General features: G+C 54.2%; 16 protein-coding genes. 3 read left to right on the top strand and 13 right to left on the bottom strand.

Annotation, left to right across the window (positions count from 1 at the left end; all coding sequences use genetic code 11):
* Positions 1–58 precede the first annotated feature (58 nt).
* From BLU47_RS07160 to BLU47_RS07215, 12 genes are all read right to left on the bottom strand, one after another.
* Entirely contained in the window at positions 59–1,609 is a 1,551-nt protein-coding gene (locus tag BLU47_RS07160) for a glycoside hydrolase family 32 protein (protein ID WP_091960430.1), read from the bottom strand.
* 3 nt (positions 1,610–1,612) lie between these two features.
* Positions 1,613–3,121, bottom strand: a complete 1,509-nt coding sequence (locus BLU47_RS07165; RefSeq protein WP_091960433.1) for a DUF4960 domain-containing protein — start codon at positions 3,119–3,121, stop codon at positions 1,613–1,615.
* A gap of 13 nt (positions 3,122–3,134) precedes the next feature.
* Positions 3,135–4,940, bottom strand: a complete 1,806-nt coding sequence (locus tag BLU47_RS07170) for a RagB/SusD family nutrient uptake outer membrane protein (protein WP_091960609.1) — start codon at positions 4,938–4,940, stop codon at positions 3,135–3,137.
* Between the two features lie 60 nt (positions 4,941–5,000).
* A complete protein-coding gene (locus BLU47_RS07175) occupies positions 5,001–8,108 on the bottom strand; it encodes a SusC/RagA family TonB-linked outer membrane protein (protein WP_091960437.1) in 3,108 nt (1,035 codons plus the stop codon).
* Positions 8,109–8,253: 145 nt separating this feature from the next.
* Positions 8,254–10,431, bottom strand: coding sequence for a hybrid sensor histidine kinase/response regulator transcription factor (locus BLU47_RS07180; protein WP_091960440.1), 2,178 nt, complete (start codon positions 10,429–10,431; stop codon positions 8,254–8,256).
* A 79-nt stretch (positions 10,432–10,510) separates the two neighbouring features.
* Positions 10,511–10,990: a DUF5675 family protein gene (locus tag BLU47_RS07185; RefSeq protein WP_091960443.1), complete on the bottom strand. Its 480-nt coding sequence runs from the start codon at positions 10,988–10,990 to the stop codon at positions 10,511–10,513.
* Positions 10,991–11,069: 79 nt separating this feature from the next.
* A complete protein-coding gene (locus BLU47_RS07190) occupies positions 11,070–13,367 on the bottom strand; it encodes a DUF3987 domain-containing protein (RefSeq protein WP_143025496.1) in 2,298 nt (765 codons plus the stop codon).
* A gap of 6 nt (positions 13,368–13,373) precedes the next feature.
* Positions 13,374–14,036 (bottom strand): Rha family transcriptional regulator, encoded by a 663-nt coding sequence (locus tag BLU47_RS07195; RefSeq protein ID WP_091960446.1) that lies wholly within the window; start codon positions 14,034–14,036, stop codon positions 13,374–13,376.
* Positions 14,037–14,257: 221 nt separating this feature from the next.
* On the bottom strand, positions 14,258–14,665 hold the full coding sequence (locus BLU47_RS07200; protein ID WP_091960449.1) for a hypothetical protein: 408 nt from the start codon (positions 14,663–14,665) through the stop codon (positions 14,258–14,260).
* Complete coding sequence (locus BLU47_RS07205; RefSeq protein WP_091960452.1) at positions 14,662–14,922, bottom strand: hypothetical protein; 261 nt, start codon at positions 14,920–14,922, stop codon at positions 14,662–14,664. The genes BLU47_RS07200 and BLU47_RS07205 overlap by 4 nt, the downstream gene beginning before the upstream one ends.
* 188 nt (positions 14,923–15,110) lie before the next feature.
* The gene (locus BLU47_RS07210; RefSeq protein WP_091960455.1) at positions 15,111–16,010 is read right to left on the bottom strand and encodes a helix-turn-helix transcriptional regulator; all 900 of its coding nucleotides are present in this window, start codon (positions 16,008–16,010) and stop codon (positions 15,111–15,113) included.
* Between the two features lie 77 nt (positions 16,011–16,087).
* Positions 16,088–16,879, bottom strand: coding sequence for a four helix bundle suffix domain-containing protein (locus BLU47_RS07215; RefSeq protein ID WP_143025497.1), 792 nt, complete (start codon positions 16,877–16,879; stop codon positions 16,088–16,090).
* Positions 16,880–17,048: 169 nt separating this feature from the next.
* Here BLU47_RS07215 and BLU47_RS07220 point away from each other — a divergent pair, with 169 nt between their 5' ends.
* Complete coding sequence (locus tag BLU47_RS07220; RefSeq protein WP_176780488.1) at positions 17,049–18,074, top strand: substrate-binding domain-containing protein; 1,026 nt, start codon at positions 17,049–17,051, stop codon at positions 18,072–18,074.
* An 88-nt stretch (positions 18,075–18,162) separates the two neighbouring features.
* Here the strand turns inward: BLU47_RS07220 and BLU47_RS07225 are convergent, their stop codons facing one another.
* Positions 18,163–19,323 (bottom strand): ATP-binding protein, encoded by a 1,161-nt coding sequence (locus tag BLU47_RS07225; RefSeq protein ID WP_091960462.1) that lies wholly within the window; start codon positions 19,321–19,323, stop codon positions 18,163–18,165.
* Positions 19,324–19,625: 302 nt separating this feature from the next.
* Between BLU47_RS07225 and BLU47_RS07230 the strand changes: the two genes are divergently transcribed.
* Positions 19,626–20,282 carry an outer membrane beta-barrel protein gene (locus BLU47_RS07230; protein ID WP_176780489.1) on the top strand — a complete coding sequence of 219 codons (657 nt, stop codon included), beginning with the start codon at positions 19,626–19,628 and terminating at the stop codon, positions 20,280–20,282.
* A gap of 91 nt (positions 20,283–20,373) precedes the next feature.
* Positions 20,374–21,927, top strand: a complete 1,554-nt coding sequence (locus tag BLU47_RS07235) for a S41 family peptidase (protein ID WP_176780490.1) — start codon at positions 20,374–20,376, stop codon at positions 21,925–21,927.
* Positions 21,928–21,933 lie beyond the last annotated feature (6 nt).

Genomic DNA, 21,933 nt, shown 5'->3' on the forward strand with positions numbered 1-21,933 from the left:
AAAACTGGAACACTACCAAATAATGTCCCAGTTTTTTGACGAAGAAATGAACAATTCACTATTTCCAGATGCGTTTCAGTGGACGTACCGAAGCGTCGCTGTCGGCACCATCGATGTCCAGGTGGTTATATATGGCACTGGGGAAAACGAGGTTGGTCATTGACAGCGTACCGTCGTCGGTGAATATCTCCACTGATGACTGGTCGACGAACACGTCGAGTGTCACCTTGTTATCCTCGGTAAAGAGCGGTGCGCGCATGGAGGGGATGGAGAAGGTACCGTTGAAGGCGGTCTTGCCGGATGCTGCCGTACGATGTGCTATCAAGGCGCGCTCCGTGGCACTTATCTCGAAGGAGAACTGTTCACCGGCTGCGTTCGACAGTGTGACCACCGAGCGTTTGTCAAGGCTGATGGTCAGGCGCAGTTGGTAGGCGTCCTTGACGTCAAGACCCGGACCGGCAGGCTGCCACTCGCCGGCAATGTCTTCAATCTCCTTCACGACGGTCTGCGTGAGCACGGGTTTGCCGTTGATGTTAACCAGCTGCAGTTCGCGGGGCAGCGTCATGGCTGAGCGCCATGGTGAGCAAGGCACGTCGCCGCTGTATGACCAGTTGTTCATCCATCCTATCATCAGCTTACGGTTGCCCGTGTTCGACCAAGTCACCCCGGCGTAGTTGTCCATGCCGTAGTCAAGCCACAAGGGATAGTCGAGGGCATCGGGGGTAAAGGTGGTGCCATCAAACTGACCCACGAAATACATCATGCCTGAACCAACCAGCGGTCCCTGTGGGTTAACACTGAGCAACAGCACCCACTTGTCGCCCATCTGCAAGAGGTCGGGACACTCCCACTGGAAACCAGGACGGTTGGGGAAGTCGTAGACGAACGTGCTGGCGTGCTCCCAGTTCTTCAGGTCGGCAGAGGTATAGAACTCACAGCCGCGCGCCCATCCCTTGGCGAGCACCATTACCCATTTGCTGGTAGCCTCGTGCCAGAACACCTTCGGGTCGCGCAGGTTGTCGTCGTTGTTGGCGATGACAGGATTGTTGGCATAGCGTGTGAACGTTTTGCCGCCGTCAGTGCTGTAGGCTACCGACTGCTGTTGCTTGCCTGCGACGTCGCCCGTCTCGCCTGCCGAGGTGTAAAGAGCCACCATGGCATTGGCACCGAAGCCCGCGGTGTTGTTCTTGTCGATGACACAAGAGCCGCTGAAGACGGCGCCCAGGGCGTCACGTGTCAGTGCGACGGGCTGTTCCTCCCAGTGTATCAAATCGGTAGAGGTGGCGTGTCCCCATGACATGTTACCCCATCCGTTTCCTTCGGGATTATACTGATAGAACATGTGGTAGGTGCCGTCGAGGAATACCAGACCGTTGGGGTCGTTGATCCAGTTCTTGGCGGGAGTATAGTGTATCTGCGGGCGATACAGCTCGTCGTAGTTGCTGGGACCCTGAGGTTCATCGGGCCCGGAGGGATCGGAGGGTTCCTCCTTCTGGGGGTCGTCAATGAGTGAATTGTACTGAAGGTCGGTATTTCCTTCGCTGCACCCTATGATGGTGGCCGTCATACAGGCGGCAACCATCGTTCGGATGATGTTCCTTGTCTTCATAACTTATCGGGTTTTAAGGTATTCCAGTGAATTTTTGGCCAAACGCAGCACGTTGTCCTGATAGATGTTGTTCTTGGGATAGGCACTCTTGTCGGGTGATCCGTCGCGGTTCTTCATGGAGAACTCGCAACCGCCGTTGCCGATGCAGAGCACCGTGCCCTTGAAGTCGGTCTCACCCTGCTGGGCCTCCCATACGTTGAACTGGCTTACCCAGTCAATCTGGCTGTCCCAAGTGCCGAGAGGATAGACACCGAAGCGCTGGGTGAGCTGCGTGTAGCAGGCCTCGTCCTGATTGCCCAGTCCGGTCCACAGTGAGGGCAGGTTGAAGAACAGACAGTTATGGTCTTCTGTAAAGCCCGGTCCCTTGAAAGCGATGAGCTTGGTGCGTCCGTCCCAGCTGTCGGTCACCTCAAGACCTTTGTAGATGGGGTGCGACGAGTGGTCTTTCTTGAATCGTGAGCCAGGATTCAGCTGTACCGCCATGCGCCAGGTGTCTTCGTTGATTCCACCCTTGCCCGTATTGATATTGCGGTCGTTAGACTTCAGCTCGTCGAGGCTGACGCGTCCCAGGTGTCCGATATAAACCGTAGCGTGGCTCCACAAGAGGATGTTGCCGCCAGCCTTGTACCATGCCTGGATGAATGGTGTGGCCGCCTGTACGTCGTCAGGCATGTTCCATACCTCACCTTCACCGACACCTTCGAGGTCGCGCAACCAGAACAGCACGCGGTAAGGTTCGATATCGGCTACCGACTTGATGGTGCTGAACGGCACGAACTTAGCCGATGCGTAGTTGTCGTGCAGCCAGAGCCATGCTGAAGCCTCGTCGTCGTCGCCATTGGCAATCAGTTCTTCGGGAGAAGCATAGACACTGAGGAATCCGATGGCCGTCTTACCGATGCGCAGCTGACTGGCAGTAGGCAGTGCGTCGCCGTCGCCATTAGTGGCTCGTACGGTGACATCCCAGGTGTCGCCGCTCTGTACGTCCTTGATTAAGAACATGGTAACCGTAGCGGGCACCTTTTCTGAAATGGTGCGCTGGCCGTTGGTAGCCGTCACGATGACCTCCGTAGCGTCCTCGGGGGTATTCCACTCCACCAGGGCATCGTAGCCGCCTTGTTTCTCCACTTGCGACATCTGAACGCCCGTGATGCGACTGGCACCCTTGCGGGTGTACTTCTTGACGACACCGTCGGAGAAGTTCTTGCCGTCGGTCCATTTGAACACATACTCGTAGTTCACATTGGTAGGCACGTCCTTGTGGACATAGCTGCTGCCGCTGACCGTGCTTTCTCCGGCAAATGTGCCGTTGCTGTAGAGGATGACGCGCATCTGCAGTCCACTGTTCGGTGCAGTCCACGTCCATGTATAGTCATCACCATTCTGTGCACCCTGTATCTGTGCTGCGTCAGGGGCAGCAAGCACCTTGGCTGCCTGGTCGATGTCGTTGTTCTGACAAGCGGTTATCATCAACGCCATCACAGACATCAATAGGATTGAAATCTTCTTCATAGTCGGTTTTTATTTAATAGTTCTTATTCTGTGTATAAAGACCCGGCACGTAGTAGAGCTGGTTGTAGGGGATGGGGAAATACTCGTTCTTGCCACTGGTGTAGTGGGCATCCTTATAGTACTTGCCATACTCCTGTGTTTCCTTCTTACCCTCATCGTTGGTACCGGTGAAGACTCCGTTCTGGGCGGTCTCGAAGAACTTGTTAAGTGTCTGCGAGGCAATACCCCAACGGCGCAGGTCGAAGTAGCGTGTGTGCTCCATAGCCATCTCCAGGCGGCGCTCCCACTGCAGTCTCAGACGAGCCTGCTCCTTGGTGGCGAAGTCGCTGGCGGGATAGAGTTCTATCTGGCATTGGTTCTTGGCATACTCGATGTGCTTGTCAATAGAGTTCTTGGCACGCTGGCGGATGTCATTGATAATCTGACGGGCTTCACCCAGTTGGTTCAGTTCTATCAAGGCCTCGGCACGCATCAGCATCACGTCAGTATAGCGGAATACGTAGTCGTTCATGGCAAAATGCTGCCAGGGGTTGTGGAAGGTCTCTCCCTTGGAGCGCTGTGGCACTTCCTTCAGCGAGGTGTAGTAGCCGTAGACAGCCGGTGTACGCGAGTTGTTCATGGTCATGGGCAACTTGACACTTTGTCCACCCACCGTCTTGTCGAGCAACTCGTATTTATACGGGAACGAGGGTATGCCGACGGTATGGAAGAGGCGCGGATCCCACTTCTGGGCGGTGGGGGCACCGTTCACGGGATAGTCTATCTTGTCGTTGTAGTTATCGAACATGGGCAGTCCGTCTTTTGTCTTGAAGGCGTTAACCAGATTCTGGGTGGGTTTGTGGAAGTCGTGTCCCATTGACCACACACCGGCACATCCGTTGAGCATGTTCGACCAGTTATTACGTCCATAGAGCGTATTGTCGTCGGTATAGTCAGAGTGCTGTACGGCGAAGACACTCTCCTTCGAGTTCTTGTACTCAGGGAGGAAGATGTCGCCGAAGTCTTCCAGATAGTCATAGCGTGAGGCTTTTACCACGTCGGTATATTCTACCACCTTTCTCATATAATCCTGGTTGATGTGGCTCACGCCGGTGTTGGCTTCGTAGCCGTCACCCCATGCCATGTAGAGGTAGCACTGAGCCAGATAGGCTGCTGCTGCAATCTTGTCGGCACGTCCGCCATCGGCCTGCTGTTCGGGCAGGTTGTCATAGGCAAACTTCAGGTCAGCAACGATTTTCTCCATCAGTTCCTCATGGGTGAAGACATCGTTGCGGGTCTGTTCCTCACTGTGGCTGCTGTATACTTCCTCGTCAATCCAGGGCACGCGATACCACAGCTGCACCAGCTTGAAGTAGAAATGGGCACGGAGGAAACGGGCCTCGGCTTCGCGGACAACACGCTGGGCGCCTAACTTGTCACCATTCTGTGCAATAGAGACGATGGCACGGTTACAACGGCTTACCGAGCAGTACAGCTGATACCACAGCTCGTCCAGGTGTCCGCCAGGGTTCAGGGCTGACAGGGTGGTCCATATTTCCAGATGGTGATACTCCGTGTCGCCGGTACCAGAACCGCCTTTCATGGCGTCGTCACTGGCTACGTCACCGTATGGCCACAGGTTAAACGGATAGGTGTACCAGTCGTCACCCAGTTTGGCGTATGCTGCCGTGAGCATCTTGTCGGGCTCGCTCATTGCCTCTCCGCCGCTGATGACACCACGAGGCTCCTCTTCAATGAATTTGTCGCAGCTGGTAAGCGTGACGGCAAAGCTGCAGCTTACGATACCTGCGCAGAATATTTTAAATATCTTGGTGTTCATAAACATGTAATTTACAATTTGACTATTTTCTTTTTTTCTGGTTGGTTTTGCCGTGTTACATTAGAATCCCACCTGTACACCAAACGATACGGAGGTGTTATGAGGATAGGCAAAGCCGGGGTTCTCCGGGTCTGAGCATGTCAGCGAACTGCTCTTGATGGTCAGCAGGTTCTGTCCTGACACATAGAGACGGGCAGAGCTCATGTGGAGCTTCGAGATGTATTTCTCGGGGATGCTGTAGCCCAACTGCAACTTGCGCAACTTACCATAGGAGCCGTTCTCCACGAAATAGGTGCTGGGGCGTCCTTCATTGGTTGAATAAGTGGTCAGCGCGGGGATGCTGGAACCGGTGTTGGCCGTTGTCCATGCGTCGAGCATGCGGTTACCCTTGTTGGAACCTGTGTCGGTGAGACTGAAGAAGTCCGTCTGGAACTTCTGGTCGTTATAGACGTCGACGCCGGCAACACCCTGCCAGAACATCGAGAAGTCGAAGTTCTTCCAAGCCAGTTCGATATTCAGACCCCATGAGAAATCGGGTATCGGATTGTAAATCCATGTCTGGTCGTCGTCGTTGATGATACCGTTGCCGTCGAGGTCGGCATACTTCAGACCACCCACGCGGGCGTTCTCCTGACCACTGGCCAGCACTTCCTCACGCGACTGGAAGAGTCCGTCGACGACATAGCCTACACGGGCGGTATATGGTTTGCCTGCCTGCACCAGATTCTCCTTGGTGGTGTGTGGATAGGAACCGGTAGCATATTCCGGCAACCAAGTCACCTTGCTGCGGAAGAAGTCCAGGTTACCGTTGATGTTGTAGCGCAGTCCGTAATGGGTGGTGTGGCGATAGCCGAGGGCGAACTCCATACCCCAGTTTTTCAGCGACGGACCATTGCTCCATGAAGCACCGCCCTCACCCATTGAACCGAGGTATGCGGGGTTGATCAGCATGTCCTTGATTTTCTTGATATAGGTATCGAACGTACCGTAGAGCGAGTTGCCGAAGAGCGTGAAGTCCAGACCGGCATTCCACTGCTCGGTGGTCTCCCACTTCAAGTCGTTGTTGGCTGCCTGGGTGGCACGGTATCCTGAGGGGAAGGTGCCCGACTTCTGCAGGCGCAGGTCATAGGCTGTCGACTCGTTGGTGCCGCCGCCATAGGTAGCTGCATAGAGCTCATAGCGTGCGTAGTTGGAGATGGCCTGGTTACCGGTCTGTCCCCAAGAGGCACGAATCTTCAGGTCGTCAATCCAGGGCTGCTTCAGGTGCTGTGACACACGGTAACCCAGGGTGACAGCGGGGAACGTACCGTAGCGGTTGTTCTCACCGAATCGGCTCGAACCGTCACGACGGATGGTGAATGAGGCCAGCACGAGGTCTCTGAAGTTATAGTCAATCTTACCGAACAGCGAGACGAGCTTGTAGCCTTCCTCGATACCTGAAGCGCGCTGGGTGCCCGTGGCTGCGTTGGGCCACATATAATTATAGGTCTCGAGGTCGAACATCTCGGCACTGGCACTGAAGTCTACGCGGTTCTGGCTGTAGAGTTCCAGACCAGCCAGCAGGTTGAAGGTGTGTTCTCCGTTCAGCACGAAGTTGTAGTTGGCGGTGTTCGTCCAAGTCCACTTGGTATCGTTGGCCTGTGACACGCTGGTGGCAGGGGTGTTGTTGCTCACCTTGTCCGAACGGAACGAATAGGTCACGTGGTGGATGTTGGCAGCGTCGAAGTCCAGACCGAAGCTGGAACGTACCGTCAGTCCCTTGATGGGGGTCAGGTCGACATAGGCATTACCGAAGATGCGCCATACTTTCAGGGCGTTGTCGCGGTTGTGGTATAACTCGCGCAACGGGTTCTGGCGGTCGCTCATACCACCCACAGGACCTGAGAAGGTGACGCCGTCCTCTTCGTATACGGGCAGTGTCGGTGCCATCTTCAATGCTCCTTCCATGGGGGCTACGTCCACCTGGTCGGTATAGGTCAGTGTCAGGTTCTCGCCGACGCTGACAATCTTGTTAATCTTATAAGTGGTATTGACACGGGCTGAGAAGTTCTCGAACTTGGTGTACTTCAGGATGCCCTGGTTCTTCTTGTAGCCTACGGAAGCCATCACGCTGGAACGCTCGGAGGCATTCGATACGGAGAGGTCGTAGCTCTGCAGGAAACCGGTTCGTGAGATGGCGTCCAGCCACTCGGTGTCGCTGTACCGCATGGTCTTCGATACGTTCATGTATCCGTTGTAGCGGCCGTTCACGGTGAAGTTCTCCATCTGACCAGTGGCAGGATTGTAGGCCGAAATGGGCGTACCCTGCGTGGCATGCAGCGTCAGTCCGTAGTTGTTGGCATAGACCTCGGGATCCAGTCCGTCGTTCATGGCGGCCTGTGCCATGGCGGTGGCATACTCGGCGGAGTTGGACAGCTTCATCATCGACTGCTTGTTATAGAACTGTGCCGTCAGGTTGGCAGAGAATTCCACCTTCACCTTGTCGCCTTTCTTTCCCTTGCGGGTGGTGATGATGATGACACCGTTGGCAGCGCGCGAACCGTAGATAGACGCCGAGGCAGCGTCCTTCAGTACCTGCATCGACTCGATATCGTTCATGTTCAGCGAGTTCAGCGTACTGGTGGTAGGCATTCCGTCGATGATGAACAGGGGGTCTTGCGACGAGTTGATAGAACCAATACCACGAATGCGGACGGTACCGGTGGAGATAGGCGAACCGTCTGAGGTAATCGTCATACCGGGTACCTTACCTTGCAGGGCTGACATGGGGTCAGTGCTGGCTGCTGTCTTCAGGTCTTTGGTTTGTACTACAGCCACAGAACCGGTGAGGTCGGCCTTACGCTGGGTCTGGTAACCCACGACGACCACTTCCGACAGTTCCTTGGCGTTCTCTTCCATCGTCACCTGCATGCCGTCCTTGGCGGGCAACTCTTGGTTCTTGTAACCGATGTAGGAGAAGACCAGTGTCTTGCCGGCCTGTACCTTGAGTTTGAAGTTACCATCGAAGTCGGTTACCGTACCATTCGAGGTACCCTTCTCCATCACGGTAGCACCGATGACCGGGCCCATGGCGTCAGTCACCGTACCTGTCACTTCCTGTTGCGCGTACATTATAGTACACGTCAGAAGCGTCAGGAAACTGAGTAAGAATCTCTTTGCTTGTTTCATTTGCTTTTACGTTTTTAGTTAATACTTTGCCTCATAAAACTGCTGCAAAAGTATGTATTAACCGCGCAAAAGCTTAGAAATTATCGTTCACGGATTAATAAAAATGTTTCATGTAACATTTCAAAGAGCATCTTTACGATTTGTATTAGACAGCACGGAAATCCATGGGGAGCTTGCCGTATTGCTTCTTGAAACAGGAGGTGAAATAGCTGGGGGTACCGAAGCCCACCTCATAGGCTATCTCTGCCACCGTCTTCGTCGTGGTGTTCAGCAGCACCTTGCCACGCTCCAGGCGCATCTGGCGCAACAGTTCGACGGGCGACAGGCCTGTCAGCACCTTCACCTTGCGGTACAGCTGCACGCGGCTGATGCCCAGCAGCTCGCCCAGCTCGTCCATTTTCAGGTTGGGGTTCGACATGCGTTCCCTGACGACTTCGCGCAATTGGTCTATGAAGAGCTTGTCCTGAGTGGTCATCTGCACCGATTGCTCGTCCTGCGGCTTACCGTTGAAGATGGTCTGCAACTGCTGGCGACTGCGCAACAGGTTGTCGATACGGCTCATCAGCAGGTCGGCGCGGAAGGGCTTGGTCAGATAGGCGTCGGCACCGTGCTCGTAGCCTTCCATCTGCTGCGCCTCGGTACTGCGGGCTGTCAGCAGGATGACGGGGATGTGGCTGGTGATGAAGTCTTCCTTCAGACTCTTGCAGAACGCCAGACCGTCCATCACGGGCATCATGACGTCGGAGATAATCAGGTCGGGCACTTTCTCGCGGGCCAGCTGCAGACCGCTCTGTCCGTCGGGGGCTTCCAGCACATAGTAGCGGGCGGCCAGCAGGGTGCGCAGGTATCGCCGCATGTCGGCATTGTCGTCGACAATCAGGATGTCGGGCAGTTCCTCGGTATCTTCCTGTGTCAGCATGTTCAGGTGCTCCTCCTTCACGATGTTGGCTGCCGACTCCTGCAGCTGTTCGACGGTGTCGTCGGCCACGGTGGTGATGGTGGTGTCCTTGCGGAAGTTCAGCACACCGGTGAGCACACCTTCCATCTGGGTGATGTTACGCTCGGTCATCTCCAGCAGTTCCAGGTTCTCGCCTGTCAGCACGCGGCGCTGCAGCAACTGGCGTACAGGGCCTGCTATGAGCGTCAACGGGGTCTTCAGCTGGTGACTGGCATTGGTGTAGAACAAGGTCTGTTCCTTGTTCCATCGCTTCATGCGGCGGTGCGCGCGACGCAGTTGCCGAACGGCCGTCCACGTCAGCACAACGGCTATGATGAGCAGCACGATAGCCAGTGCACCTGCCCAGATAATCTTCGTCTGCAGGTGGTTCAGTCCGAAATATTCTTCCAGCTTGTCCTGAATGGTCACCAGCTGACTGCCCTGCTCCACCAGTTCCTGACTGTACAGCGCCACCATCTCCACATTCTCGGGGGTGATCATCATGCCGCGCAGGTCGTTTTCGCGCTCGTAGGGCTTACCCGTCAGGATGTCCAGGGCCAGTCTGACTATTTTCTCGCCGTGGGTGGGATAGACACACGTACCGGCAAACCAGCCTTTCTGTACGGCCTCGATTCCTTCGTTGGGACCGGGCAGACCGTCAACACCGATAATCTTCACCTTGTCTTCCAGCTGCGCCTCGGCAACGGCTCGGTGGGCGCCCATCGCCATGAAGTCGCTATGGCAGAACACCACATCGGGCACACGGCCTTCCTTGATTTCCTTCAGCAGCGTGGCGCAGGTGTGGTTGTCGTCCCAGTCGCCGATAATGTAGCGGTAGTCCACCTCGGGGTGGTTACGCATCACTTGCTCAAAGCCGCGATGACGGTCGCGGGCGGGCGAGGTGCTCTGCAGGGCGGCTATCTCCAGTATCGAGCGGCGCTCGGTCTGCATGGCCAGCAGCAGCGCATAGTTGGCCGACTGCTCGCCCACTGCCACGTTGTTGCCTCCGATGAATGCGGTATAGTCGTCGGTCTCCGCCTTGCGGTCAAACAGGATGACGGGTATGCCCTTCTGCTTGGTGCGCTTCAGGGCGGGGGCTACCTCGGAATACTCGTTGGGGGCAACGACCAGCAGGTCGATACCGCTGTCGGCCAGCGAGTCTATCTGCCGGCACTGCACTTCTGAGATGTCATAGCAGTTGATGATTTCCACCTTCACGTCTTGCTGAAACATGTGCTGGGCGGCGAGCATCTCGTCGTTCACCTTGAATCGCCAGTTGCCTATCGAGCATTGCGACACGGCGATGTGGTAGGTTTTCTCGTCGTTACAGGCGGTCAGCAGCAGCACGGCCAGCACTACATATAATAATAAGGTGGACTTTTTCATCGCTAGTTTATTTTTTTCAGAGGCAAAGATAGGAAAAAACTGGAACATAACCAAATAATGTCCCAGTTTTTTGACAATTCTACCTGACGGTAAGCCAGACGCCCTCGCCGCGGTCTTTGGCTTCCACGATCTTCTGCTTCAGCTCGTAGAGCCACTTGCGCGACTCCAGCAGCTGGCCTACCAGTTGGTTGCGCCCGACGAGGATGCAGCCTTGGGTGTCGCTCACGGTGTTGCCCATGTGGATGCGGATGCCGTTGAAATGAGGCACTCCGAGCAACAGGGGCAGCCACATCTTGAACTTGGGTGAATGGGTGATGACCACGGCGTAGCGGCCTTCGGGGATGGCAAAGGGCTTCAGCGACTGCACCTTCGCCGGCGACCGCATCACGGCGGCTTTCGCCACGGTGGTCTTCATTTCCACCACGGGGGGTTCCAGGGTGTCGCAGAAATAGGTCTTCTGCGTGCCTGCCAGGTATTCATCGTCTATCCTTTCTGCCACGGAAAGCCTACCTATCGTGTAGGCCTCCCGTTTTGCTATTCGTTCTAATATCAGTTCCATTTTCTCTAAACTCTCAACTCTCAACTGTAAACTGTAAACTGTAAACTGTAAACTGTAAACTCTAAACTGTAAACTCTCCTTATTGTGACAAAGTGGCACTGTGGCACTTCGTCCAGTGTTTCGCGTCGGTTTTCTCTATCCAACCGTCGCGGTACCATCGGCTGATGATGTTTCTCAGCGCCGACTCGCCGCAGAAGCCTTGCTTCATGGCACGCAGGTCTTCCATGGTGAACGTGGGGGGCAGCTGGTCGAACACGGAGTGGTTGACGGTATACCGCTGTCCTTCGTCCTGTGCCTTGACATACTCATTGCGCAGTGCCTCGCCGAAGGTCTTGATTTGCTGGTACAGACAGTAGTCCGCCATCATCACGGCAAAGTCCAGACAGGGCTTCGTCTCGCGATCCTTGCCCGTCAGCAGGTGGAAGATGACGCCACAGCGGAAACCAATCACCGCCGCACGCTTGCGGTAGACGTCCTTCACGTGGTCTATGTCCTTGGCGGCTTCCACGCGCTTGTCCTCTACCCACGCTGCGATGACGTTACGCAGACGGGGCACATCGATGAGTCCACTGCATGCGCGCAGTCGCGTGACGGCCTCCTGGATGCTGGCCTCGTCGTCGGCAGAACGCTTGCGGAACTTGGGCATCTTGGCGAAGCTGGCGTCGGGCATCTCGGCAACGAGGATACGGCTGGAGAGTCCGTTCTCGATGTTGTCCTGACGGAAGCACTTGCGCATGGCACCATTGGTGCCCAGCATCGTCCAGTTGTAGGCTACCCTCACCACGCCCGACTCGGCGGCGTCTGAGTTGTAGTCTTGTCCCCACTCGCCTCGGTCGAAGCTCAGTCGGTAGATGTCGTACTTCGAGCTCCACGAGCCGGCTCCGTTGGTCTTGCGCAGCGTGTCCAGCTCTTCGCCAAACGAATAGATGGTGTGCCCCTGCGCGTTCTTGAATCGCTTCAACAGGGTGGAACAGGACACCGTCACGGGTACCACGCGAATCAGCACCTTGGGGTCTTCGGGGGCTTTCTCGTTGGCCTTGCGACCTTTCTTGCGCTCCTTCCACGCTTCCTCGCGCTGGCGCGCCAGCATGTCCTCGTCGTCGAACTGGCGTTTCCACACGTCAACGGCATTCTTCACCACACTCTTGTTCGAGGCCTGCTCACCGCGGATAATCGACATCAGTCCCAGGTGGTGCACGTTGCCGTCGCAATAGGTGGTCTCCACCTGGTCAGCATAGGCAGCAGCTATCGGCAGCACACCACACAGCACCGGCATGTGCATCGACTCCGGCACACCCACCAGACTCTCCCGAAGACCTATAGGCAGGTTCTTCGGCTGAAAGTGGAAAGCAGACAGCGAAGCATCACCATCACCCCCGTCAAGGCTAAGGTTAACGTTATCGTTAACGTTAAGGTTAGCGTTAAGGTTAAGGTTAGCGTTAACGTTCCCGTTCCCGTTAAAAAGATTCAGCGTATTTCGCAGTCTGACGGGGAATCCGTTGAATTCCGACGCCAGTGCATTTCGGATTTTCTCGCGCTTCTGCTCCAGCGGGAATCCGTCGTAGCAGGGGATCACCTGGTCGAGCCATTCGAAGTTACGGCCGCAGATGTGCCGCAGGTCGCACGCCAGCTGGTAGGTCAGCGTGTCGCGGTCGCCTTCGGTAGGTTCATAGCCGTTGTTGTTAACCTGCCAGTATTTCGCGATGATCTCCGCGAAGGGGATGCCGTGGTATTCCGCGGGGTATTGGCGGGTGCCGCCGCCGGATTCTCCGGATTTTCCGGATTTTCCGGAGATTCCGGAGATTCCGGAGATTCCGGGGTTTCCGGAGATTCCGGATATTCCGGTGCCGCCGCCCCCCTCAACCCTAAAAACCTCATCATCCAGGAAAAGCAGCTGCGCCTCCGTCGTGGTGAAGAACACCCGCGTGATGTCCTTCGCACCCGTGTCATACTCCACGCCCAGCAGGTCGCTCGCCCACTTCAGGTTTTGCTCCTGGCTCAGCGCCGCCTGTCGGCGGAACACCAGGTGGTAGCCTTTGCCGCGGGCACTCTCCTCCAGCATCAGCAGGCCTAGCTCGTCCTGCTTGCTGAGTATGCGCTGCTTCACGCTGGCCATCTCGTCGGGGGCGATGTGGTCGATGTCCATGCCCACCGTCGTACTCATGCGCTTCGAGCCTTTCAGCGTGCCGTCGTCGTTGGGCAGACAGGAGTAGTTCATCTGCACCAGACTGGTCTTCACCGCCTCGTCGCCCTGTCGGATTCTCGCCACGTTGTCTTGCTGGAAACCGCCGTTGCGCAAACTGATGTATTCGGCTCTCGTCAGAACGGGGCGCATCATCTTCACCCCGTTCTGCTTGTAAACGATATGTACACTCATGATAGATTAAAGATTAGGGTAACCCAGTTTTGCATTCAGGAATCGCAGGCCGTTCATGGTCCACGTCATATACGTGCGTACCTTCTTCTCACCCTTCAGCGAGTAGCTGACGTGCGTACGCTGGCGCACCAGGTCGCGGCCTACGAGGTCGTCGGAGATGTTCCAGCGTCCGTAGCGGCGGTACTGGATGCCCATGTCGCGCAGCACGCAGTTGAAGTCGTAGACCGTCATGTTGAACGTCTTGGCCACCTGCGTAGCCGTCAGCGTGTCCTCGGCACCGGCGTTCAGCAGGCGCAGTCCATCGCCGATGATCTCGTCGGCCAGTGCCAGAATCTTCTTCGGTTCCGGCAGACATCTCACATTAGCCATCTTCCTGCTTACCTCAGCCATCTCCAGTTCCTGCCAGCGCAGCACCAGCTTGGCACGTGCCTCGTCGTTGAACTTCGTGGCGATGTAGAGGCACTCGGTCTTGGTGAGTTGGTAGCAAGGGCGAAGTTGCCCGTTTGCATCCTTGTAAGCGCCCAATCGAAAATTCGATGCGGCTATCTTCTTCCATGCTGGCTCCATCTTGCGGATGGCTTCCATGACATGAAAATGTTGTTTACCTGTCAGCTCGGCAATTTCGAGCGACGTCATGGTTTGTTGTGTGTTTAATTCGATTGTTTTCATTGTTGTGTGTGTTTTAAATGATGAATAAATAATGTTATGTATGTATGTGTGTGTGTTTCATGTATCTCGCCGGGCCTACCCCGTGCGGATTGTTGTATCAATATGTCAAAGAGCACCGTCAATCAATTGTTGACGATGCAAAGGTACGGCGAATAAAACACAAAAAAACCCTACGCAGAGGGTACGCGTAGGGGGTACGGAATAATGTAAGTTGCTGATTATCAGCCTAAAATGTTTTTCAGCCTTTCTTGGAATTCCAACGACTTCATCTGGTTAAGGGCGGTGTTGTAGTCACCGCGCATGTTGTTGCGCAGCCACAGCGCCTCAAAGAACTTCCATTTGTTGGCAATATGCAACTTGGCGGCCAGCACGTTGGCCAGCAGGGCAGCCTCGGTGCGCGTACCCGTGGGCTGATTGTCGGCACCAATCAGTCCGGCTTCCTGCGCACGCTGCCATGGCGCACTCGTCGTCAGCGCCTCATACTGCTCCGGCAGTTCCTGCGGCGGTCGTTTGTGGGGTGCTGTCATGACGGGCTGCTGCGTCACCGTAGCCCCTGGCATGGCAAACACACACCCGGTGATGTCGCCGTTAAACACCTGGCAGTTCGAGCCTGCCTCATAATGATTCACAACGCTTTTTTCATGATTTTCTTCCATTTCAATTGCTCCTTTTTCTTTTTGTAATTTTTCTGTTTCCTGGTGAACTTACCCATCACCCTGTCGTTAAACACCTGCGAAGTGCTGCCCGCCTCGAAGTGGTTGTGTATCTCCATCGGTATCGACTCGGCTGCCAACTGCCGTTCACACAGATACTGCAACTGTCCGCGCAGTTCGGCAATCTCAGCATCCTTCTGGTAGCACCATTCTTCAATCATTCTGATATCCATTGCCTGCTCCCATTAGAATGTCACTTACCAGACTGCCAACACTCGCTGCTACCACGAAAAAAAAGAATAATCCTTCCATAATACTTATAGATTTTTAAGTTTAACTTTCGTTTTCGGTGGCAAATATACAAAAGGGGGTGTACGAGAATCCAGGTACATCCCTATTACATTTAACGTTATTTAAGAATTTAAGGCTTTCGGTATCTTTCCAGGCTATCTGCTATCATCTGCTTCATCTGCTGTCTAACCGTCTTAGGTTCAAGCACTTCGATTCGAGCACCGTGCGAAAGCAGCTGTCCCAGGAAGTCGGTGGTGGGTCGCAAGTCGTAGGCAAAGTCGGCATGGTCGGCGGTAGTGGCTATCTCGCGCTGCGAGTGATGCAGGGGCAATGTGCGCAGGTAGTTAGGGGTCGTGTCGTAGGCGCGGATGACGACGTGCGCCATCGGAATGGGCATGGTCAGCACCCCGAAGTATTCGGCAAAGTAGGCCTTCGGCGAGAAATCACGGGGCATGGTGAACGACTCGTTGGTCTGCTCCGCCTTCGTCATGCGGTCCAGGGCGTAGATGCGCATCTGGTCGTCGGCAGTGCGCGCCAGCAGGTACCAGCGCTGGTGAAAGAGCTTCAGCGCATACGGGCACACCACTTTCTCGTAGCCTTCCACGCCGAATTTCTGGTAGCCAATGAGTAGGCGGTGGTTGCTCTTGATGGCGCTCACGAGCAGCGACAGATACTCCATGCCGGCGGGCACATCCTCCAGTACCACGCGGTCTTTCACGGCGACGCTGTCAGCCAGCACGCCATGTACGGTCATGGTCGAGAACAGCCACGGTGTCAGTTCGTCGTCGGCCAGCACGCTGGGGTTGCTGATGTAATAGCGGTAGGTATTTCTTTCGCAGTCGATAACCACCCCGAAGAGGTCCTGGATGGCCTCGCGGTGGTGGTTGAACGTGCTACGCGCCAGCGGATTGCCGTCGGTCACGCAGTCGTCTATCCATTTCTGGTTCAGCTGGCTCAGCGTCATCTTGTCGTTGAGCCGTAGCGTGTTGATTATCCAAATGTACTGTCGGAATAATTTTACTTGTTTCATTGGGGTGGTGGGGTTTTCCCGGTTTTTCCGGATTCTCCGGATTTTCCGGATATTCCGGAGATTCCGGAGATTCCGCATTATCCGCGCTCCGCCAGCAGCGCGCGCAGCCGGGCGATCTCCTTGCGGAGGGCGGCTATTTCGGCGGCTTGGCGCTCGATGGTCTGGCGCTGGGTCTCGCGCTGGTTGAGCCTTGCTGCGGTCATGCGCTCGCGGATACCACCTTCGGTGGTGAACTCGCGGTCTTTGCGCTCGATGTATTTGGTCATGGCCTTGTCCACCTGGTGACAAAGGCATATCGCCATGTTGGCGAGTTCTTCGTCGTTCATGCGTTCCGTCAGCGGACGGTAGTCGTCCCAGCGGGTATGCTCCTGGCAGAACCGGTGCAGACGGTCGAAGCGGTCGTTCTTACCGAACCATTCAGTCATGCCTTTGCGCTTCAGGTAGTCCTGATAGTCCTCCAGCAGCTCCTGGTTGCTGCCGCGCGCAATGCCCAGCAGTTTCAGTTCCGTCTCGGTAGATGTCTGGCCGTCGGTGCTGCCCTCGGCAATGTTCTGCTTGGTGCTGCGCGCAGCCTGTACCATCTGGTCGACGGTGCGGTCGCCATAGCGGGGCAGATAGCGCTGACAGAAGACCTGCGTCAACTGATAGAGGACATCGCTGCGTTTATAGAAGCGCAGCTCGGTATAGACCACCACCTTGCGCATCACGCTGGCTGTGCCATCGGCATAATGCTGTATGTGCGGATGTTTCTCGTCGGGGGTAGGCGTCATTTTTTTTTGAGGTTTTATTGGTTTTCCGGATTTTCCGGATTTTCCGGAGTTTCCGGATTGTCCGGAGTTTCCGGAGTTTCCGGAGTTTCCGGATTCCATGCTGCAAAGATAATACAATCTTTGCGATTTTTTCCCATGATTCGTAGGAAAAAAAAATAAAAAATGCAGAAAGTGCGCTGCCGTCATGCAATTTTTTTTTTCCAAAAAGTTGTTAGAACCTGTTTTTTGCGTATATTTGCAGACACTAACACCACTTTATTTTATCATTATGAAAAACAATATCTTTGGAATGCTTGCCACCATCATGATGGGTGGAGCAGTAATGACAGGACTGACAGCATGCAGCAACACAGACAACAACGACGGTAATGATCAGCAAAAGCGAGTGGCACTGCTGCTGCCCGACAATTCGCGTATCGACCGTTGGGGCACTGACCTGAAAAACTTGGAGGACGCCATGGCTACATACGGCATCAAGACCACTTCCTACGTGGCTCCCGAGACCGCCGAGGGTGCCGCCGAGCAGGTAGAACAGCTGAAAAAGGCCATCAACGACGGCGTGAAATACATCGTGCTGACGACTGTCGACTACAAGAAAATCAACGAGTCCGGCCTGCTGGAGCAGCACCCCGATGTCAAGCTGGTATGCCACGACCGCTTTGTCTTTGACAACCCCCGCATCGCCTTTTTCTCTTCTACCAACACGAAGGACGTAGGCCACATGCTGGCGCAGTTCCTGATTGACAAATTCCAGGCTTCTGGAAAGGCTTCCATGACCCTCGAAATGCTGCAGGGACCATCCACCGACGGCAATTCCAAGGACTATTATGACGGAGCCATGGAACTGCTGCAGAAATTCATCGACGAAGGGAAACTGGTCGTCAAGAGTGGCAAGACGGCATTCGACGATGTGAAGGGTGACAGCTGGGATGTAGCAGACCAGAAGAAAGCCATGGCAGACCGTCTGAAGAGCTACGCCACGGGTGAGTGCCCCGACATGGTGCTGGCAGCCACCGACAATGCCGCACAGGGTGCCGTAGCAGCACTGGAGGAAGCTGGCATCACCAACATGCCCATCATCACCGGTCAGGACAACTCGCCCGCTTCGCAGGCTCTGATCAAGAGCGGCAAGCAGACCATGACCATCGACAAGAACCTGAAGGACATGGCTAACAACACCGCCATGATTGTCTACAACCTGATGATGAACCTGCCGATTACCGGCACCCAGACCGTTGCCGGCATCCCGACCGTATACTCTAAGATTACCGTCATCACGAAAGACGACCTTTAAGCGCACACGGTGACAAAGAAAAGAAAAACGGGAGCCACGCAGGCTTCCGTTTTTTCTATCGCACACGGGGGACAGACCCTGAAGTGTCTTAGATTATTTTCTTTGACCAAAGCCGAGAAAGGAATTGTTCTACCGGCCACACCTCAATTCCATTCAACATTCTTGGCCTTTCTTCCATCGACAACATAATAAGTTTTGCATCAGGGTGCTCCTCGCTAAAGGCTTTAAGCCCCTTTGTATCACTCGACACCACATGGTCGGCCGATTTCACCTCAATAGCCAATTCCACATGATTAGTCAAGGCATCGCATATCAAGACATCCACCTCATATTTGTTATCGAGCGTACGCCAATAGCTCATCGTTTTATCCTCACCATGGTTATATGATATAAATGCCCTCAACTCTTGGACAATAAAATGCTCAAGTGCATGCCCATATATGTCAGTACCTGGCTGGAGTGTCCTGCGATGCAGCAGATGATTAGGGATAGCTACATCAAAATAGTAGAACTTCGGTGATTGAATAAGCTTACGCTTCACTATTTTTGTATATGCAGGCAGATGGAAACCAAGCATGGTTTCTTCAAGGATGGCAAAATACTCTTTCACCGTTTTAGCAGACACACCGCAATCCTGAGCAATGTTGGTATAGTTAACAATCTCTGTATTGCTTAATGCCGCCACTTGCAAAAAACGGGTAAATGCATCCAACTGACGAACAATAGCCTCCTCAACTATCTCCTGTTGCAGATAGTCGCCAATGTACGATTGAATACGCTTCGACGGATCTGCCACCAGATAATGACGAGGCAACATGCCATTGTTTAATGCACGATACAGGTCAAAAACTGGTATCTCAGCACTTACAAGAGGGAATAGCGTAAACCTCAAAGCCCTACCCCCCAGGAGGTTTGCACCACTACGGCGAAGCTTACGGGCACTTGAACCACTCAGTATAAATCGTAGTCCGCGATTCTCTATCAGCCAATGTACCTCATCAAGTAATGCAGGAACCTTCTGCACCTCGTCAATGATAACTAATTCACCCTCATCCAACAACTCACATTCTTCACGTAGTAATGCAGGCCGAAGTTGAAATGCCATGCGAACATCCGTTTTAAGCAAATCATAAAGACGGACTTTAGGGAAAAGCGCCTTTAACAACGTACTTTTCCCTGTCTGACGACTACCCCACAGAAACAGGCTGTCATCTTCTATTTCTCGTAATTTCAGTATTCTTTCTAACATCACATTTTTATTTTGGGGGCAAATATAATAAAAATATGTCAACTACGCAAGAAAATAAGCAGAAAATCTGAAGTAACACTTCGGATATTCGTCGAAAATCCGAAGTAAGAGTATCGTTATTAAGCCTTTATGCTTATTTAATCTCACACGGGGACCCTCTGTGCACTGGAAATACTTTCGACACTCCGTAAACGTTTGCGCTTAAAAGATGTTAAGGAGTAATCGAAAGTTTGTGTTAAAATCTGGGGCTGGTGAAGAAAAAAAGTAGTACCTTTGCAGCCGGTTATTGAACAATAATGGAAATGAAGAAAACATTCACAATGCTTGCGCTCATGCTGCCGATGCTGGCTTTTGCCCAATGGCGCGTGGGTGTCAACGGTGGTGCAGACCTGAACCACTTTATCATTGACAAACAGTACCAGAACGACTATCGTTTCAACGACCGCTGGGGCGTCACCATGGGTATCATGGGCCAATACGACGTGACCGACTGGGCCGGTGTGCGCGTCGAACTGGACTGGACGCAGAAGAACTACCGCCAGGACCGTAGGAATTTGAAAATCTGTGACTACCAGTATGTCAACAACTACCTGCAGTTGCCCGTGATGGGTACGTTCAGCTTTGGCGGTCAGCAGGTTCGCGGCTTCGTCAACCTCGGTGTCTACGGCGGCTACTGGCTGAACAGCCGCCGCAAGGGTTTTGACTCGAGCAACCTGAACGGCAGGACGTATGAATTCACCGAGAAGGTAGACTTCTATGACAATCGCGACCAGCGCTGGGACTTCGGTTTCGTAGGCGGTGGCGGTGTGGAGTATCGCTTTGCCCGCCATTGGGCTGCGCAGGTGGAGCTGCGCTACTACTACAGCACGGTGAGCACCGTCAAGGTGCTTGACGTGGTGAAGGACTATCGCTATCATTCCACACTGGCTTTGCAAGCCGGAGTTTGGTATTGCTTTTAAGGATTGAAGAATTGAAGAATTGAAGAATTGAAGAATTGAAGTATTGAAGGATTGAAGAATTGAAGGATTGAAGAATTGAAGAATTGAAATGGTGAAACATAAGATCATGATATTAGGGGCGCTGATGCTGATGATGAGTGTCACATCGTGCCACAAAGAGAGCGACGGTATGCTGAGCTATGTCTACAACGACGACATGGCCTTCGCTGGCGCCAAGAAGAGTTATGCCGAGGAGTTCAAGGTGTTCTGGAATGCCATGAACAGCACCTACTCGCTGTGGGACTATGAGGAGGCGTGCGGCCTGGACTGGGACGAGCACTACCGTGTGATGCTGCCTAAGTTCGAGGCACTCGACACCACAACGAGCAAGGTGAGCGACGAACAACTGAAGAAACTGATGGAAGAGATGGTTGCGCCATTGCACGACGGCCACATGAAGGTATCCTTCATGAACCATGCCACGGGGAATTACGTGAAAACCGGGCCGGGCATCATCCGCAACGAGGAACGTCCGGACTTCATGCTAACCTATTTCGTACCTGACCTGCAACCCTACTACGATCGACAGGAACTGGTGGAACTGAAAGAGGTCAACACCGATGCGGAAGAGCAGTACAAACGCATCATGAATGCCGACGGTATCGGACTGAGCTGGGCACAAGACAAACAGAAAGAACTGATTAACAAGGAGCTGCCTACGGGGGCTGAAGCCACCACGCTATACCATCTGGACCGCCTGATCGCCAAGCTGGAGGAGCTGCAGAAGAAGTACTCCAAGGTGACCCAGAAAACCATTGAGGAATACAACGCGGTGGTTTCGCAGTACGCCTTCCTGAACGTGCCGTACCTGGAGCCTATCAACACGATATTCTGCGAAAACGGCATCGAGGTGAAGTACGCCCTGTTCAAGGACAACATCGCCTATTTCTACCTGAGCTCATTCAGCCTGACGCCCTACATGTCGGCAGAGTCGATCAATAAGAATTTCGGCACTGACAAGCAAACCATGGAACTTGCCAAACAGGTCAATCAGACCTATTCCGCATGGTTCCAAGCCGTACAGAGGCTGCACAAGGAGAAGAAGCTGAAGGGCGTCATCATCGACCTGCGCTCGAACCCGGGCGGCTTGGTCAGCGACTCCTATTACCTGCTGGGCAGCATGCTGCCCAAAGGTGGTTTCCAGATTGGCTATACGCGCTACAAGCGCGGTCCAGGCCGTTATGACTATTCGCCATTCATGCCTTCCACCATCTACACGATGGATACCGAACACGAGATAGTAGACGACGTGCCCATCACCCTCCTCGTCAACTGCTGGTCGGTCAGCATGTCGGAGGCGACGTCGCTGACTGCCAAGCAGATGCCCAACGCACGCCTGGTAGGCTCGCGCACATGGGGCGGCATCTGCGCACTGTCTGACGCGACCGACTTCAGCGCCAACTATGCCGGACACATCGGTGTGGAAAACACGACGCCGGTATACGTCTACTTGCCCATGGTTGCCGCCTTTGACATGAACAAGCAATCGCTGGAAGGCGTCGGCATCGAGCCCGACATCCCCGTTGAACTGGATGAAGATCAGCACAACAACGGTCACGACACGCAGCTGGAGCGGGCGCTTCAGTATATTAGAGGTGAGAGGTAAGAGGTA

Source organism: Prevotella sp. tc2-28, from assembly GCF_900107705.1.
GTDB lineage: Bacteria > Bacteroidota > Bacteroidia > Bacteroidales > Bacteroidaceae > Prevotella.

Bases quoted from the DNA above. Each gene is read 5' to 3' on its own strand.
- BLU47_RS07230 (WP_176780489.1), top strand. From the start codon at position 19,626: ATGAAGAAAACATTCACAATGCTTGCGCTCATGCTGCCGATGCTGGCT.
- BLU47_RS07205 (WP_091960452.1), bottom strand. From the start codon at position 14,922: ATGGATATCAGAATGATTGAAGAATGGTGCTACCAGAAGGATGCTGAG.
- BLU47_RS07175 (WP_091960437.1), bottom strand. From the start codon at position 8,108: ATGAAACAAGCAAAGAGATTCTTACTCAGTTTCCTGACGCTTCTGACG.
- BLU47_RS07195 (WP_091960446.1), bottom strand. From the start codon at position 14,036: ATGAAAACAATCGAATTAAACACACAACAAACCATGACGTCGCTCGAA.
- BLU47_RS07160 (WP_091960430.1), bottom strand. From the start codon at position 1,609: ATGAAGACAAGGAACATCATCCGAACGATGGTTGCCGCCTGTATGACG.
- BLU47_RS07225 (WP_091960462.1), bottom strand. From the start codon at position 19,323: ATGTTAGAAAGAATACTGAAATTACGAGAAATAGAAGATGACAGCCTG.
- BLU47_RS07185 (WP_091960443.1), bottom strand. From the start codon at position 10,990: ATGGAACTGATATTAGAACGAATAGCAAAACGGGAGGCCTACACGATA.
- BLU47_RS07215 (WP_143025497.1), bottom strand. From the start codon at position 16,879: ATGGAATCCGGAAACTCCGGAAACTCCGGAAACTCCGGACAATCCGGA.
- BLU47_RS07180 (WP_091960440.1), bottom strand. From the start codon at position 10,431: ATGAAAAAGTCCACCTTATTATTATATGTAGTGCTGGCCGTGCTGCTG.
- BLU47_RS07170 (WP_091960609.1), bottom strand. From the start codon at position 4,940: ATGAACACCAAGATATTTAAAATATTCTGCGCAGGTATCGTAAGCTGC.
- BLU47_RS07190 (WP_143025496.1), bottom strand. From the start codon at position 13,367: ATGAGTGTACATATCGTTTACAAGCAGAACGGGGTGAAGATGATGCGC.
- BLU47_RS07220 (WP_176780488.1), top strand. From the start codon at position 17,049: ATGAAAAACAATATCTTTGGAATGCTTGCCACCATCATGATGGGTGGA.
- BLU47_RS07165 (WP_091960433.1), bottom strand. From the start codon at position 3,121: ATGAAGAAGATTTCAATCCTATTGATGTCTGTGATGGCGTTGATGATA.
- BLU47_RS07210 (WP_091960455.1), bottom strand. From the start codon at position 16,010: ATGAAACAAGTAAAATTATTCCGACAGTACATTTGGATAATCAACACG.